The organism is candidate division KSB1 bacterium, from assembly GCA_016214895.1.
Classification (GTDB): Bacteria; Electryoneota; RPQS01; order RPQS01; family RPQS01; genus JACRMR01.
Genome location: JACRMR010000003.1, coordinates 373,268 through 389,563 on the forward strand (window position 1 = coordinate 373,268; position 16,296 = coordinate 389,563).

11 protein-coding genes are annotated in these 16,296 nt (G+C 59.4%); 5 read left to right on the forward strand and 6 right to left on the reverse strand.

What is annotated here, in order from left to right; all coding sequences use genetic code 11:
• The first annotated feature begins 622 nt into the window (after positions 1-622).
• The gene (locus HZB60_03415) at positions 623-1,432 is read left to right on the forward strand and encodes a hypothetical protein (protein MBI5058817.1); all 810 of its coding nucleotides are present in this window, start codon (positions 623-625) and stop codon (positions 1,430-1,432) included.
• A gap of 115 nt (positions 1,433-1,547) precedes the next feature.
• Here HZB60_03415 and HZB60_03420 read toward each other — a convergent pair whose 3' ends face one another.
• The 5 genes from HZB60_03420 to HZB60_03440 form a co-directional block, all read right to left on the reverse strand.
• Complete coding sequence (locus tag HZB60_03420) at positions 1,548-1,898, reverse strand: DsrE family protein (GenBank protein ID MBI5058818.1); 351 nt, start codon at positions 1,896-1,898, stop codon at positions 1,548-1,550.
• Between the two features lie 24 nt (positions 1,899-1,922).
• Positions 1,923-3,164: an FAD-dependent oxidoreductase gene (locus HZB60_03425; GenBank protein MBI5058819.1), complete on the reverse strand. Its 1,242-nt coding sequence runs from the start codon at positions 3,162-3,164 to the stop codon at positions 1,923-1,925.
• Between the two features lie 36 nt (positions 3,165-3,200).
• Positions 3,201-3,803 carry a hypothetical protein gene (locus tag HZB60_03430; GenBank protein ID MBI5058820.1) on the reverse strand — a complete coding sequence of 201 codons (603 nt, stop codon included), beginning with the start codon at positions 3,801-3,803 and terminating at the stop codon, positions 3,201-3,203.
• 217 nt (positions 3,804-4,020) lie between these two features.
• Entirely contained in the window at positions 4,021-4,725 is a 705-nt protein-coding gene (locus HZB60_03435; GenBank protein ID MBI5058821.1) for a metalloregulator ArsR/SmtB family transcription factor, read from the reverse strand.
• Between the two features lie 168 nt (positions 4,726-4,893).
• Positions 4,894-5,103, reverse strand: coding sequence for a hypothetical protein (locus tag HZB60_03440; GenBank protein ID MBI5058822.1), 210 nt, complete (start codon positions 5,101-5,103; stop codon positions 4,894-4,896).
• A gap of 258 nt (positions 5,104-5,361) precedes the next feature.
• On the opposite strand from HZB60_03440, the gene HZB60_03445 reads away from it, so the two are divergent.
• From HZB60_03445 to HZB60_03460, 4 genes are all read left to right on the forward strand, one after another.
• Positions 5,362-7,242 carry an efflux RND transporter periplasmic adaptor subunit gene (locus HZB60_03445; protein MBI5058823.1) on the forward strand — a complete coding sequence of 627 codons (1,881 nt, stop codon included), beginning with the start codon at positions 5,362-5,364 and terminating at the stop codon, positions 7,240-7,242.
• 6 nt (positions 7,243-7,248) lie between these two features.
• Entirely contained in the window at positions 7,249-10,338 is a 3,090-nt protein-coding gene (locus tag HZB60_03450) for an efflux RND transporter permease subunit (protein ID MBI5058824.1), read from the forward strand.
• Positions 10,339-10,754: 416 nt separating this feature from the next.
• The gene (locus HZB60_03455) at positions 10,755-11,834 is read left to right on the forward strand and encodes a PD40 domain-containing protein (protein ID MBI5058825.1); all 1,080 of its coding nucleotides are present in this window, start codon (positions 10,755-10,757) and stop codon (positions 11,832-11,834) included.
• Between the two features lie 930 nt (positions 11,835-12,764).
• Positions 12,765-15,281 carry a T9SS type A sorting domain-containing protein gene (locus HZB60_03460; protein MBI5058826.1) on the forward strand — a complete coding sequence of 839 codons (2,517 nt, stop codon included), beginning with the start codon at positions 12,765-12,767 and terminating at the stop codon, positions 15,279-15,281.
• A gap of 78 nt (positions 15,282-15,359) precedes the next feature.
• On the opposite strand, the gene HZB60_03465 is transcribed toward HZB60_03460, so the two are convergent.
• A complete protein-coding gene (locus tag HZB60_03465; GenBank protein ID MBI5058827.1) occupies positions 15,360-16,292 on the reverse strand; it encodes a M23 family metallopeptidase in 933 nt (310 codons plus the stop codon).
• Positions 16,293-16,296: the final 4 nt, after the last annotated feature.

Consider the following 16,296-nt stretch of genomic DNA (forward strand, 5'->3'; position numbering starts at 1 on the left):
TCAGCAAGGTTACCACAGCATCTTCGCGAACGAAGTTTGTATCAATTTACACCGGGAATCGCGGATTGTCAAGCGCATGACTGGCCGAGTCCTGTAGGGGCCGATTGCATCGCCCGCGCCCAGCCCGTTCCGCCGAGCCGGGAGTCCTTCCCCACATCCGGCCGAGCAGGGATTCCTTCCCTTCCCTCCGGGCCTTTCGTTCCGTCAAATATCCCGCATCTCCCCGTCACTCGGATAGATAACTCCGCCGCCCCGGATGCACTTCATCCCTCATCCCTCTTCAGCAACTTTCGCCGAATTGGCAAAGTCTAATAAGAGGAAGGGGGTGCTCCCATGAGGAACCCCATGAAAGTGCGGACCATGTTCAAACGGTGGTGGCCGCGCGGTACGCGTCAGGATGAGTCTGAGTCCGCTCGCCCATTCGTGGCAATGGAGCGCTTGCGGCGGTTAACGTACGGTGTCCTTCGTCGGGTGCCGTTGCGCAACCAGTGGACAGGAAAGCGAAAAGTATAACGTGTGCCGCGCGAGGCATGCGCAGGGGGCGGGTCCAAGTTGACCCGCCCTTTGCCATCCAGATTTGTGATTCGTTAGCTCACTTCATTATACCGAAGGAGAACCGATCATGAAAGCGCTGTCGATGCTCGTCGTGCTGTTATTTGCCGGCGCGACGATGGCTGCGGAGACCGGCATCGGGGAGAATTCGGAATTCGCAAATAGTTGGGTGAAACCGTGGTTGAGTCGATTGCATTTCGGCGTGAGTTCGGGAGTACAGTGGGGCCAGGCGGACAATCAGATCAGCAGTGCCTTCACCGACGCGGGCTTCGGTGGCGACGACGGGGACGCGGACTTGCTGGGCGTTGGCGAGAGCTGGTCGAACTATCCGCAATCGCGTGCGTCTGGGGTGCCCCTCAATCTCTCGGTCGATTGCAACGTGGTGCCGCGCGTGCGATTGGGAGCGTATTATCGCGGCGCGCATCAAGTCTGGGTTGACGGCAGGAACCGGGAGAGCGAAGCGCTCGAAACGTCGGCGATCGGCGCGCGCATGACCGTGCTCGCGCTGCCGTTGAAATCGAACGCGGGACCGGAAATCAGCTTCGGCGTCGGTGCGGAGCGGATGACGGCGGAAGTCGGCAGCTATCTCGGGTGGATTGACTACGCGACCTATCAGCGGTTCGACAAGTGCCCGTTCTGCTACTCGAAGCGTGATCAGGTTTACGCCGCGAACCTGCTGGCGAGCGTGGACTACTACTTCCTGCGCTGGCTCAGCGTGCAGGCGGCCTTCACGGCGGTGATCGCGGAGTCACTGCAGATTCCGCAGCAGACGTTTGTTTCCGAGGAGCACGACGCGCCCACGGCGACCAAGACGCTGCGCGCGCATCGAGTGCCATTGACGGGGCAGGTGCTGAGCCTGGGGCTGCGGATTCACGGTTAGAATGATTCGGCAACTGGCCCGACGGGAGCATGGGAAAGGCGAACTTCGCGGTCCGCCTTTCTTGCGTTCGAGGGTCCGCGGACACTTTCGCATTCCGCGTTTGTCCGATGCTGAATCAGAACACGGTCACCTTGTCCGCCCAGACTGTCCAATCTGTCAGCTCGTCCATCGATCCCCGATGGACGCCGGTCAGCAGTTCACTCACGGCGATCCCGCGCGCGTCAAGACAGCTGCCGCAAGCGCCGATGGGAACGCCTCTGGTCGCCAGGCTTTTCAGCATTCGCTCGAGATTGTAGTAACCGTCGGGTGTCCGCTGTCCGGCCTTTCCGCAGGCCGCGGCATCCGCCATTAGAAACAACTTGACCTCGGTGTCCGGCCGTTTTGCCAGACTCATGGTCAAGCGCAAACCGTTGTACGATCGTTCCGTGCCGTACGGCGGATCGTTGAGGATGACGAGATAGTTCATGTGCCGGTTTCCTTACCTTGCGTGTCAGAGAACGTCCGGGATCCCATAGCCTTTGGCACCCCATCGCAATATATTTCGCAGCAGAGCGCGCTTGAGGCCAAACGGTGCCAACCACCATTGCTCAAACAGCACCTTGCCGATGTGCCAGCTCTTGCCGACGCGCTTTAGCTGGACTTGTGGCGACGGTTCACCGAAGAAATTCCCGTGGGCAAAGCCGGCCAGGTCTTCCCCGACTTCGAGCATGCAGTAACCATCACCGCAGAACAGATCGGTCGGGTCACGCCCTTCGAGCCGGGCTGCGAGGTTCCGGGCCACGGTGTGAGCCTGCGCATGGGCGAAGACTCCGGCTTTCGGCAGCATCATCGGGACTTCGGGTTTCCACCGTCCCGGGATCGAAAGTGCGGCGGCATCACCCAGCGCGAACACGTTTTCGTGGTGCGTTGCCAGCGAGTTGCGATCCACCGGTACCCAGCCGCCTTCGTTTGTCAGATTTGAGATTCGCAAGGCCTCCGGTGCGCGATGCGGCGGGATCACAACGAGCAGATCGTAGTCAACTGATCCCCGGGTATCAAAGATTAGTTGTTTGGCCCCGGTATCTACACGGTTCAATTTGTGGAGCGGGTGGAACTCTATTCCTTTGCTGAGCAGAAGACTTCGCACCAGTTCCCCCAGTTCGGGACCGGCCACCGGCAACGGCTGCGGCTCGGGAGTAAAGAGATGAACTTGGGTGGCTGTTGTCAGTCCGCGGCGCCGCATGCAGTCGGCGATCAGCATCGCCCCTTCGTGGGGCGCGCCGGGACACTTATACGGAGTTCCTGCTACGACCACGGCGATCTTGCCGCCAGTGCAAGCGCGCAACGCGTCATGCAGGCGGATCGAGCCGGGCAGCGTGTAGAAGGTGTGCGCGGTGTCGTCAAGTCCGGGAACGAGTTCCGGCGCCAGCTCCGCACCGAGCGCGATAATCAGGAAATCAAAGTCAAGCGACCGGGTGCTGGTTTCGACGCGACCGGCGGAAATATCGACGGACTTGACATCGGCCTGAACCAGCTCCACGTCGGGCCGCAACAACGTGCGCAAATCGCGGGTAATCTGGCGCGGCTGTCGATTGCCGGTCATGACCCACAGATAGGACGGGGCGAAAGCATGTTCGCGGTTGCGCTCGACGAGCACCACCCGATGTTTCTTCGAAAGGCGCGCTCTGAGTTCATTGGCGGCCGTGATGCCGCCGACACCGCCCCCCACGATGACCACTTGCTTTGAAGTCATTTCATCTCCCCGGTGATCCGGCCGGTCATGCGCACGTTAGTTGGAGACGCGCAGGTGAAGCGTACGTTCCATGTAGTTGCCGAGGAGTCCGGACTTCGCCTGGCCTTTCACGGCTTCGCCGCTCGTGAGCATCGCTTGAAAAGACACCTCAGCGTTCATCGCCGTTTCCGTGGGCCGGATGGTGATCGGAGCCGTGGTCAGCGCGGCATCCGGGTAGGCGGCGAGCTTGTCGCCGACAATGCGACATCCATAGGGCAAGTTGATCTCCCAGCCGGGAGCGAATTTGGACAGTGACGCGCCGCCGATCGCGGTGGTATCGAGCATGATCCAGCCGTTTCGACGGGGACTCTGCTCCGCTGCGGCGGCGCGATAGCCGATGACGGCGAGCGCCGTCACTGCGGTACCGCGCCGGGCAGTGAGCAGAAAGCTGCCGTCAGGTTGGCGCAGACTCTGTTGAGTGTCTTTGTCGATCAGATCCAAGATCAGATCGGGTCCGGCTGTCCATGGCCCGTTGTCGGCATGGCAGGCGAGGCAGGTGCGCGAGTTGCCGATGATTCCTACGGCCGGCGGAGACGCTGCGGCGCTCCCGGTGACCACGAGGATTATTGCGGCAAGCATGCTGAAAGCTAAATGAAGCATGACACGGTCTCCTTTAGACGAACCGATTCCAATATGGCAGCAGGGGGGGGGCAGGCGCTTCAGCCCCTTGACCTTCGTCTCCGACAACGGGCTGAAGCCACGTTGCCTGGCCGAAGGTGATATTCGGATCCTATTACCAGATCGGTTCACGTTAGTGACGAAAACGGCGGCTTCGACAGGCCTGGGAGTCACCCGGTAACACGATGGGATCACGGTGTTATCGTGGGCGGGGCACGGACGACGGGCGCGGCGGATTGCTGTCGGCGACGATGGACATTCCCGCTTCCTGCCATTCGGCGACTCCGTCTCGGATGCGCGAAGCATGGAATCCTTTAGCCCGCAGCAGTCGTACGGCCTCACCGGCGAGCACGCAGTATGGCCCCCGGCAGTAGGCCACGATCGCTTGCGTCTTGGGCAAGTGGCTGAGATAGCTCCTCAGTTTCGGCAGCGGCACGGAGATCGCATGGGGCAGATGTGCTGCCCGGTACTCATCCTCCGGTCGGACATCGAGCACGGTTACTTGCCCGGTCTTTGCAAGCTTCAGCAACTCCTTGCGGTCCATCGGAGCCAGCGCACCGTCTTCTTGATTCAGCAGCTTCACAATTCGTTCAACCTCCCCTAACTGAGTCTCGGCCAGTTGCTGGAGGTTGCGAAACAACGGTGCGACCCGGTTTCCGGCGATGCGGTAAATCACCCGGACTCCGTCCTTCCGGGATTCCACCAGTGCGGCCCCGTGCAGGGCCTGTAGATGATGTGACGTGTTGGCCACACTCATCCCGGATCCGGCAGCGAGGGTCTCGACGTCTTTCTCGCACTGGACAAGTAAATCCAGCAGCTCCAGTCGTTTAGGGCTTGCGAGCGCGCTGCCGATACGGGCAAACTGAGTGAAGAGCCGGTCCTTAAGCTCGCGGGATGTCGTCACGGGTCAAACTCAAATATTCAAATGATTATTTGAATATACGCACTTATCGCGAGAGAGTCAAGCCGATCACCCGGCACTCCCGACGTCTGGGTTTCGCTGCGCGGCCACGGGCGGCTTTTCGTGAAGATCCGGGTCAGGAACTTCCGGATACTTGACTTCGTTTCAAAATTATCCGATATTGAAAAAGATGATGCGTTCCACCACCTCCATGTCACAAGGCATTCTGAGCCTGTTAGTATTCATCTTGTGGTTTGCAAGCAACGCCGCTTGCGAGCTGGATGATTGCTGCATGGATACTGATGGATGTTCAATATCTACAGAAATTTGCAGTTGTTCTTGTGCTTCACCGGCGCATGTGACAGACCCGGTAGTTTTCACGGTCGTTCAGACCCCTGAAGTCGCCGTGAATCCGGAGCGTGCGGGTCTCCTGCCTGAAGGGATTATTGACCTACCCGATCGTCCTCCGATAGCCACCTGCTGACTTTTCCGATGTAGGACTCCGTCCACTCGTGACGGAGATCACATCGTTTTGATCTTAGCAGGTGAGACAGTGTCTTTTGACGCCGCTGGCTCACAGCGGCGTTTTTTGTTGTCGGAATCAGTTCAATCCATCTTTCCATAGACAGGAGTGCTCAGATGAAGCTTCTTCGAATCAGCCTCATCGTGTTTTTCGCGGTGCTGCTTGCCGCGGCGACGGTCGTGTTGTCGCAGAGCGAGCAGAACGCAGGTCCCGCCTCCACCTATTCCGGTGCCCCCTGTGCGGAACACGGGATCGCCGACAGTCTTTGTACCCGTTGTCATCCGGAACTCGCGGCGGCATTCAAGCAGAAGGGCGATTGGTGCCTTGAGCATCGCCTGCCGGAATCACAAGACGATCTTTGCCATCCGGAACTGGCGAAGAAGTTCGGGACGATTTCAGTGGGGACCGCTGAGAATTCCGCGGCAAGCGCAAGCCCGGCGGCAGCGGACTGGTGCTCCGCGCATCGGGTACCCGAATCCGAATGCACCAAGTGCAACCCTTCATTGGTCGAGGCCTTCAAAGCGAAGGGCGACTGGTGCAAGCCGCACGGCATTCCGGAATCGCATTGCTATCAGTGCAATCCGGATTTGTCGTTTGCCCAGGATCCCAAGCAGCGAACGGGCAAGGCGGAAGTTGCGACTCCGGCGGCGGCGGACTGGTGCGTCGAGCATCGCGTCCCGGAATCGCAGTGTACCAAGTGTCATCCTGAACTGGCGGCGAAATTCAAGGCGGACGGGGATTGGTGTGGTGCTCACGGCATTCCGGAATCGCATTGTTACCGGTGCAACCTCGGCCTGAAATTCCCGCAGGAAGCGGACTACCTGAAGCAGAAGTCCAAGCTCAAAGAGGAAAGTGGCTTGACGCCAGCCGGTCAACCGGAAACAGCGCTCTATCGTACGAATGCCGCCGCCTGCGCCACCGACCAGGCCGTGGTTCAGCTCACCAGTATCGAAAGTGCCCGGCGGGCCGGACTGCTGGTGGAGGAAGTTCAGGCCGCATCGCTATCGGAGACCATCAACGCCCCGGCTGAAGTGGAGTTCGATGCGACAGCATCGTATGCGGTCACCAGTCTTGTGGGCGGCACCTTGATCAACTGGCTGGTGCAACCGGGCGAGTCGGTTCGGCAGGGCCAGACTCTCGCGTATATGCAGTCCATCGATGGTGCAACCTTGAAGGCCGAGTTTGGCCAGGCGCAGGCCCTGCTGAACTTATCGAAGAATGCGCATGATCGTGCTCAGGCCCTGAGTAAGGCCGGGCTGAACAGCGCTCGCGAGGCTCAGGAAGCTGAGGCCGATTACTTGCGTGCCCAGGCGGAATTTCGGAAGTCGGAGGGCGCGCTAAGAGCGCTGGGCTTGACCGACGACGATCTGCGACAGCTGGCCGACGGTGATGGCTCAAGCGCTCTGCTTCCACTGAATGCCGGGCAATCCGGGACTCTCGTGGATCAGCGCGTCGCGTTGGGATCGGTGCTGTCCGCCGGTGAGTCGATCGGCCTGATTGCATCGACCGAGAAGCTGTGGATTGAGGCGCAGGTTCGCGACCGGGATCTTGCGCGCGTGAAAGTCGGGCAACCGGTCGTCGTTTCGTCGGACGGGCAGGGCGTGAATCGATGTTCGGGCACTGTGACGTGGGTCTCCGATCAGGTGGATCCGCTGAGCCGCATGGGTAAAGTGCGAATCGAAACCCGTCCCAACGGCAACGCGCTCAAGGCACATCAGTTTGTTCACGTGCAAGTTTCGGTAGGAACTTCGTCAGCGGCGGTGATCGTTCCGCCGTCGGCGGTGCAGTGGGAAGGCTGCTGCAATGTCGTCTTCGTATCGGAGACGCGAGACCGCTTCCGTCCGCGCAAGATCACCGTGGCCTTTGTTGACGATCAGGGATATGTGGTAACGGGGCTGCAACCCGGCGAGAAGATCGTGACTCACGGCAGCTACCTGCTGAAGACGGAATTGATGAAGGGTAGCATCGGAGCGGGCTGCTGCGGCACCGGAGCCTAAGCGCGGATGCTCAACTACATCATCGAGTGGGTGATTCGGTATCGCTGGCCGGTACTCGCCATGGGCGGGTTCCTGGCGATTGCCGGTCTGATCTCCCTTTCTCAGCTTCCGTTCGATGCCATGCCGGATATTACGCCGGCGATGGTCCAGGTGAACACGTCGATTCCGGGATACGCGCCGGAGGATGTGGAATCGCAGGTCACGATGAGCATCGAGCGGGAGCTTTCGGGTCTGGCGGGACTGACGGAGATCCGCTCCATTTCCAAGTTTGGACTCTCGCAGGTGACCTGCGTATTCGCGGAAGGCACGGACGTTTATCGCGCCCGGCAGCAGGTCAGTGAGCGGTTGTCCACGGTCGAACTTCCGGAGGGCATCGAACGTCCGCGACTCGGTCCGATCTCGACGGGTCTGGGCGAAATATTTCACTATATCGTGATCGGCAAATCCGGGGACGCTACCGCGGCACGCGAAGCGCAGGATTGGTTATTGAAGCCTCAATTGCAGGCGGTGCCCGGCGTCGTGGAGGTAAACAGTTGGGGAGGTTTCGAGAAGCAATATCAGGTGTTGCTGGATCCGGCGCGACTCGCGGCGTTCCGCTTGACAGTTGCCGACGTGGTGGAAGCGCTGCGGCGCGGCCACCAGAATGTCGGCGGCGGGGTCACGACGCGGGCCGGTGAGCAGTTTGTGGTGCAGGGCGTAGGCGCGTTGACCAAGCGCGAGGACATCGAACGGATCGTGGTGGACACCCGCGACGGCACGCCCATCCATGTGGATGATATCGGTGACGTCGTGATTGGACATGCGCTGCGCATGGCGGCCGTTACGTACAACGGTCAGGGCGAGGCCGTGCTGGGCCTCGGATTTATGCTGACCGGCGAAAACCCGCAGCGTGTAGCGCGGGATCTTGAACAGCAGCTGCGCGCGGCGATCGAGACCCTTCCGCCGGGCGTCGAAGCTCATGTGGTGTACGAGCGCTCGCAGCTTGTGGATCAAGTGTTGGACACCGTTCAGCACAACTTGTTCTATGGTGCGGCGCTGGTGATCGCGGTGCTGTTCCTGTTTCTGGGGAACATCCGGGCCAGTATCCTGGTAGCACTGTCGATTCCCCTTTCCATGCTGTTCGCATTCAGTTTGATGCTGCAAACGAGCATCGCCGGCAGCTTGATGAGCCTCGGTGCGATTGATTTTGGATTGGCGGTGGACAATTCGGTGATCCAGGTTGAGAATGTCATGCGCCGTTTGGGTCACCATTCGGAGCAGCGCAGCCGGTTGCAGGTGATCAAAGACGCCATTCTTGAAGTGCGTAAGCCGACGATGTTCGGCGAACTCATCATTATGCTGGTCTATCTGCCGGTGCTCACGCTGCAAGGCGTGGAAGGCCGGTTATTTCAGCCGATGGCGCTGACGGTCATCTTTGTCCTAGCGGGTTCGTTGTTACTCTCGTTCACGGTTGTCCCGGCGCTTTGCGCGCTGTTTCTTCCGGCTACGGCAAAGGAACGCGAACCGAAGATCGTAGATTTCCTGCGCGGGTTGTATCAACCGGTGTTGAACTGGGCACTTCGCCACGCCAAACCGGTTTTGACCGTTGCCGTGCTGTTGGTGGTGGTCGCGGCGGTCGTTTTCATGAGGCTGGGTTCAGAATTCGTGCCCCGGCTCTCCGAGGGCAGCGTCGTCGTCAACCTGATCCGTCTGGCGGGAGTCTCGCTCGACCAATCGCGGGAAAACGGCGAGCGTGTCGAGGCCATTTTGCAGGAGAAGTTTCCCGACGAGGTTGCCGAAGTATGGACGCGTACCGGGACGCCGGAGCTGGCCACGGACCCGATGGGCGTGGAGCTCTCCGATGTGTTTGTTTCGCTGAAACCGCGCAAGGAATGGACGCGCGCGGACCATCAGCAGCAACTGGTCGCGCTGATGGACGAGGAGTTGTCTGATCTGCCCGGGATGAATCTGGTCTTCACGCAGCCGATCGAGATGCGCTTCAATGAACTGGTTGCGGGCATTCGCACGGATATCGGGATCAAGATTTTCGGCGACGATTTGGACGTGCTGAAGGAGAAGGCACTGCAGATTGAGCAGATCGTCAAGGAGACTGATGGCGCGGCGGATGTGACCACGGAGCAAATCTCGGGGCAACCCGTCCTGAGGATTGAGGTGGATGCGGAGGCGTTATCGCGCTACTCGCTATCATCCGCCGACGTTCTGGAGGCCGTGCAGACGCTCGGCGGCACGCCGGTGGGCGAGGTTCGCGAGGGCCAGCGGCGCTTTGAACTTGTGGCGCGGATGGACGAAGCCTTCACGCGAACGCCCGAAGCGATGGACGGCATCCTCCTGCCGGCTCCGGAGGGTGAACTCGTGCCGTTGCTTCAAGTAACCCGGTTGCGACAGACAGAAGGGCCGTCCACGATTTCGCGGGAGTGGGGCAAGCGCCGCGTGGTAGTGCAATGCAATGTTCGCGGGCGCGACGTGGGTACATTTATCGACGAACTTCGCGCCCGTATCGACAAAGAGGTGTCGTTTGAAGCGGGCTACTACGTCCGTTACGGCGGGCAGTTCGAGAATCTGGAACGAGCCAGAGCACGCCTGATGATTGTGGTGCCGCTTGCCTTGCTGCTGATCTTTGGACTGTTGTATTGGACGTACAAGTCCGTTCGCGACGCGCTGCTCATATTCAGCGGTGTGCCGTTGGCCGCGGTGGGCGGCGTACTGGCACTGGCGGTACGCCAGATGCCGTTCACGATCTCCGCGGGAGTCGGCTTCATCGCGCTCTCAGGAATCGCGGTCTTGAACGGACTGGTGCTGGTCTCTTCCATTCGCCAACTGCAGCAGGAAGGCCGGTCGCTGGCCGACGCCATTCGCACGAGCGGGTCGCTGCGGATGCGCCCGGTGATCATGACTGCCCTGGTGGCGGCTTTGGGTTTCGTACCGATGGCGTTTTCCAATAGTGTCGGATCGGAAGTCCAAAGACCGCTGGCAACCGTGGTGATCGGCGGGATTCTAACGTCCACGTTACTCACTCTGATCGTATTGCCCGTGCTCTACAAGCTGGCAGGCCGGCCGTTACCGCAAGGCGAGAATCAAGCCAAGTCAACGATGTAACACCGCCCGGGCTGGTTTTGATAGCCAGTCGCTCGAACTATGGGAAACCCTGTCATCGCTGGCAGGGTTTCGTTTTTGAACTGCAGCGCGCCCCCCGGCTCAGGAACTAATGTCGCGCCTCAATCGAAGGGTCTCATGAATCGGAGCGAAGTGGGCGGAATTGATGATAATACAGAGCATAGCGCGGGGGGGGGGGGGCGATGAGGGGGGGTTGACAATGTTGATCGCGTAGAGTAGATTATTGTTATCGATCAAACCCGGAGGCCGGAGCGATGCCAAAACTCTTTTCACGGTGGCCCCACCGCAAACCCGAATCAGGCGAACTTGCTGCACCACCCCCGTGGCGCTGGGTGCGCTTATCTGTCATTGCGGTGGCAGCCACGGTGTTTTGTGCCGCAAGGGGGGGTGGGCAATGGATGGATCCAGTGCTGGTCGACACGTTTCAAGATACTATAGGGATAAATACATGGGCTTGGGATTGGTGTCCGTTTATCACTGCTGACGGGTCCACTCTCTACTTCTCGTCGAATCGCGCGGGGCATGGAGACTTCGACCTGTACGTATCGACGCGAAACGGAGACGGCTGGACACAGCCTGCACGTCTGCCATTCTGCCAGGAGGGTGTCGACGAGCGCAACCCGACCGTGGCCCTCGGCGACGACACCCTGTATTTTGTCAGCATGGGAAATGACTGGGACATCTTCTGGTCATTTCGGACTGGGTACTCGGATACCTCGTGGGGAGCGCCAGAATGTCTGCCGGAACCAATCAATAGCAGTGGAATCGAGTTCGCCGTGTGTGCAACACCGGATAATGCACGCCTGCTGTTTTCAAGTTGGCGCGGCGGAGGGATGGGCGGCGAGGACTTCTACGAATGTCGGCGAGACACGATGAGTGGGACGGGATGGTCCGCCCCGAGTTTGCTTCCGGGACGACTGAACACCTTTGACATCGAGTCTTACCCGTCAATGGGCCTGGATACCGCCGAACTTTTCTTCTGGGGACGAAGCGATCAACTTTGTGTTAGCCATTTGACAGACAGCGGCTGGACCATCGGTGAGGCTCTCCCTGAAAATATCAACCGCGTCTTGGCACGCTTCCCGACCGAAACCACACCCTGCGTCACGGCGGACGGACGACGCCTGTACTTTGCCTCGCGGTTCGGCGATCCACCGACCGCCGGAGATATTTGGTACTCCGACCGGATGGACTCGAGTCCTGCGGAACGCCGCGGGACGCAGGAATGTGGGGTGCTGCGAGTCTATCCGAATCCGACAAATGGCGGACTCGTCGCTTCGCTTCCGCAACATACGAGTAGACTGCTCATTTGCAACCTGCTCGGACGACGAGTTGCCGACGTCCCACTCGGCGACTATCGACCGTTTCAGCAAGTCGATCTGACGTCGATCGTGGTCCGACTGCCATCCGGTGCATACTGGCTACATGCAAGTACTGAAGGTCGGCCGATGACATCTCGTTTTCTTGTCACTAAGTAGGAGGCTGTCATGATCGCTCGCTTGCTTGCCCTCATGTTTGTGGTCACGAGCGGTAGGCTCATCGCTCAGATACCAACTGACTATTTTGGCTCGTTTTATTGCGGCGGTATGGACACATCGCAGAGCGGAACATCAACACTGGATGATGACTCCATAACTGCACTTGTTATCTTCTGTGCTGGCGGATCCGATTGTAGGATGGTCGACGGGACGAACAAGCAACTTCCTTGGTACGCTGATAGTCTGTTGAGTCCTAGTTATCCACGAAGCCTTACGAACTACTGCCTTGACAACTCTCGCGGCGCCTTGTTGGTGCGCGGGGACATTGCCCGGCGTGACGACGATTCATGTTGGTATTCGCGGCACATTCCCTGCGCAAGGCAAGCGGGTGAAAACATGTGGTGTGACAGTTGTCCCGACAACTGTGGCTCGATGCCGACGCCATGCACTGCGGAATATGACTCGTTTTTTGCGGACATAATGGAACAGGTGGATGAGCGAATCAACATGGCCGATTATGACCGAAGAGGAGCACCCGGCGGCGGTCCAGACGGCATTGTCGATTTTGTGTTCTTCCTGATCTATGGTTATCAGGAGGCCAATAATCCCGCGCCAAGAGGCGGAGTAATGGGGTACGGCGGGATCCATCAATTCCACTCCCGCCGCGGTGTGACAGTTGCAAGAGGCTTCACGGGCTGGCTCACTTTTGACTACTTCGAGTCGCTAGGACTCATTGCACACGAATTCGGCCACACATGGGAGGGCGGATACCAGCCCGATTGGAACCATCAGGGCGGTAGGCGCTTTGAACACATGGCTCTCGGGAGCTTCGACATCATGTCCAGCGGAGGGTTCTCGAACGGGGACACAATCAAGTATCCCTCCATATTCAATCCCATGTCGAGAGTCGATGAGCAGTGGAGCCCTCGAGTGGACGTTTCTACAACGCGTTTCGATCAGGCTATCCAGCCTTACGTGGACAACTCGCTTCCGTACTCGGAACAGGGCTCGTGCTACAAACTCAAGCTCGCATCCGATGCTTACCAGTATTTCTATGTTACCGCGCACAATCGGAGTTCGAATTGGGAAAGGTATTGGCCGAATTCTGGATTGCTGGCATGGAGGCGCATAGAGAACTGGTGGGCAGACATGCAGCGCCGATTTCCACGAAACCTGGAGGTGGAACCCGAGTCGGGTCACTGGAACTACGAGATTGTGGGCGGACACCCCTACACCTACTACGCCGGTCAATCACTTATGCATGATACCTTGGACGTTGTTCGCTTTGACAGCGTCCCGAACTCAGAGACGGGCATGGATTCAATGGACTTCGTCTTCACGATGCGATCTGACACGCATTCATTCATGTTTGCCGCTGCCGCCGGTTACCGGGGAGAAGGTGGCTCAAGCTCCTTCTTTGGACCAGGGACTTTCATGGACGATCATACAAATCCGACATCGCGATTCGTGACACGAATCACACCACTCAATGTTCGTCGTAACAGGAACACGGGCATAGCACTGCGGAACATCCGCGTGGAGGCTAACGGGAATTACACTGCAGACCTCATCGCGAATTCCTGGCAAGGTACAATGACACACCCGCATGCATGGTTTGACACGGTCAGAGTCGCGGGTACGCTAAACACGGCACCGGGCAGCGTTTTGACTGTCAACCCTGGCACTCTCGTCTCGTTCTCTCAGAATGGCTACCTCGACATCTCCGGCACTTTGCAGGCAAAGGGCACGGAAGCAGAACCCATCATCTTCGAGTTTCCCTCGAACACGGGCAACGGCGGGATCTACTTCGTGAACGCGGACTCCGTGGAACTCGTGCACTGCATTTTCAAGCGCGCACCGGTCGTGTTCATTCAGGGCGGCGATTACACATGGATCAACAACTGTACGTTTGATAGCTGCTTCTACGGTCTCGAAGCCTATGACGTGACCACCGCGAATTCGCTGATCGAGCACAATCTGTTCACGCACTGTCGCTACGGGATCCTCGGTCTCGCCAGCGCAGGCACGTTTGAAAACAACGTGCTGGAATCCTGCGACAAGGTGGGCATCTACTGGTCCGGCGACCGCACGACCGGCGAGCGCGCGCGGTTCACGGGCAACGAAGTGCGCGCCAGCGGGTTCATGGTTCCGTGGTGGGGCGGCGGCTTCTTCAGCGGAACGACCGCGCTGTTGGAGTGCAATCTGTTCGAGCACAACTGGAAGAATCAAATCACCTGCACGAACAACGCCAACATCGTCATGAACGGGAACTACTCGGGCTTGGGCAAGAACAAGTTGATCGATACGGTGACCGTCACGTGGTGCGGGAGTTGCAATCCCTATTGCGTCTGTGTGGGAGTTCCTTCCAATTTCCGGCCCTTGCTGAAGCTCAACAACTCCTTCCCCGCGCTGGGTCGCGGCAACAACGCCTTCCGCTTGAATCCGCTGGGGAACACGAACAACGGCGGCCTTGTCTTTGACGAAAGTCAGCGCTGTTCGATTACGTTCGTCCACGATCTCAAAGAAAATTACTACGAGATCGGCGGCACGCTGGCCGATCCTCCGGGACCGGGCAACGACCACTTCTGTCCGGACACTGCGTTCGTCGATATCGCTCCGGCCACCGCGGAAATCAGCTGTGTCGAGTTTCCACTTGCGGGCTTGAATGTTCCGGAAGCAGCCTACCAAACCGCCGCCGCCAAAGAGCAGACCGGCGACTTCGCAGGCGCGAGCGACGACTATGCAGCGGTGATTGACCAATACCCCGGAACTTCACAGGCAATCTGGTCCGCACGCGGCTATCTCCGCACGGGGCTTGCCGATGCCGTTCCTGCGACGCAACGGCACGATGAACTGCTGGCAATCTGGGCCACCGATTCCTTAGCCGGGGAGCTGCGCCGCGCGGCTCGCTGTGAAGCAGTGTGGGCCCTATTGGCGGCGGCTCACTTTGATGAGGCGCGGAATGAGTTGGACGCGATACGCAATGATCCGACGTCCGGCGAAGACAGTAGTTGGGCCGTGGAGACCGCGCAGCTCGTGGACTTCATGGATGCCGGAGCGGGCGCGCTGAGCGTGGGCGCACAGGCGCAGAGCGTGCGCAACCGACTGCAAGTCTTCCACGAACGCCTGGAGCAATCAGCAGCCGAAGCGACGATTGAAGACGAGTTGTCGGTGCATGAGACCGTCGCAGCGCCGCTCGCCACCGCGCATCCCAACCCCTTCAACAACTCCGTCGCTATCGAGCTCACGCTGCCCGAAGCCGGACTCGCGACGGTCGAGATCTACAACCTGCTCGGGCAGAAGGTCACCACGCTGCTTGACAAGCGGTTAGACGCCGGCTTGACGCGCCTGAACTGGAACGCGTCCGCGGCCGCCGCCGGAGTGTATCTCTATCGCGTTGAATTCGCCGGCCGCGTGGAGACCCACAAAGTGATGTTACTGAAGTAGGCCGAATCCGTCATCCAAAACACAGCAAAAGCCCGGACCAAAGCCCGGGCTTTTCAACATCTGAATAGTGGTGACGGCTTAGTTCTTCGTTCCGCTGCCGGGGAGTTCGGCGACCTGATCGAAGAAGTAATCGGAGGGATCGACGGCGGTGCCGTTGACGCGCACTTCATAGTGCAGATGGCAGCCGGTGGCGCGCCCCGTCGAGCCGACCTGACCGACGGTCTGGCCTTTGGTCACATATTGCCCATGGCGGACGTTGTACGCGTGCAGATGACCGTAGGCGGTGGTGTAGCCGAAGCCGTGATCAATGACCACGAACTTGCCGTAACTCGAATAGTAGCCCGCGTACATGACCTGACCGTCACCGGCGGCGAGCACCGGGGTGCCGCGCTGCTGGGTGATATCGAGACCGGAGTGGTTTTCGACGTCACTGGTAAACGGATCGCGCCGGACACCGAAGCCGGACGAGACATAGCCGCCCGTGATCGGGCGCAACGTCGGCGTGTGTTTCAGCCGCTCCTTGTCCGCGGTCATCTTGGAGTGGATCTCGGCGAAGCTTGACTTTTGCAGCTCCAGTTCGCGCTGCACCCGGTCGAGCGTCCAGAGCACGTTGTTGACCTCAGGAAGCTGCTCGGCGACGGTGGGAACGGGTTCCACGGATCCGCCGACCCCGACGTCGCGGACATCCGGGTCAACGACGGGGAGATCGGCCATCATGCGCAGCACGCGGTCGGTCTCGCTCAGCTCTTTCAGATTGCCACCCAATCCGGCGATGCGGGTCTCGATTTGGCCGAGGTGATCCCGCAGGGATTGGTTTTCGGTTTGGAGGGCCTCATTCTCGCGGGAGTTCAGGACGAAGCTTGCGAGCAGGCCGGCTACGATATTGGTCGCCAGGAAGAACACTGCCAAGGCCAAGAGCAACCCGCGGACCTTACGATGGCTGAGGGTCAGCTCGACCTTCTTGGTCAGGTCGTGCGACAGGTAGATCAGTTTGAATTTTCGATTCGGCATTCGC

Excerpts from the sequence above, each read along its gene's own strand:
- HZB60_03420 (MBI5058818.1), bottom strand. The coding sequence starts at position 1,898 with ATGAACTATCTCGTCATCCTCAACGATCCGCCGTACGGCACGGAACGA.
- HZB60_03450 (MBI5058824.1), top strand. The coding sequence starts at position 7,249 with ATGCTCAACTACATCATCGAGTGGGTGATTCGGTATCGCTGGCCGGTA.
- HZB60_03430 (MBI5058820.1), bottom strand. The coding sequence starts at position 3,803 with ATGCTTCATTTAGCTTTCAGCATGCTTGCCGCAATAATCCTCGTGGTC.
- HZB60_03455 (MBI5058825.1), top strand. The coding sequence starts at position 10,755 with ATGGATCCAGTGCTGGTCGACACGTTTCAAGATACTATAGGGATAAAT.
- HZB60_03445 (MBI5058823.1), top strand. The coding sequence starts at position 5,362 with ATGAAGCTTCTTCGAATCAGCCTCATCGTGTTTTTCGCGGTGCTGCTT.
- HZB60_03415 (MBI5058817.1), top strand. The coding sequence starts at position 623 with ATGAAAGCGCTGTCGATGCTCGTCGTGCTGTTATTTGCCGGCGCGACG.
- HZB60_03425 (MBI5058819.1), bottom strand. The coding sequence starts at position 3,164 with ATGACTTCAAAGCAAGTGGTCATCGTGGGGGGCGGTGTCGGCGGCATC.
- HZB60_03465 (MBI5058827.1), bottom strand. The coding sequence starts at position 16,292 with ATGCCGAATCGAAAATTCAAACTGATCTACCTGTCGCACGACCTGACC.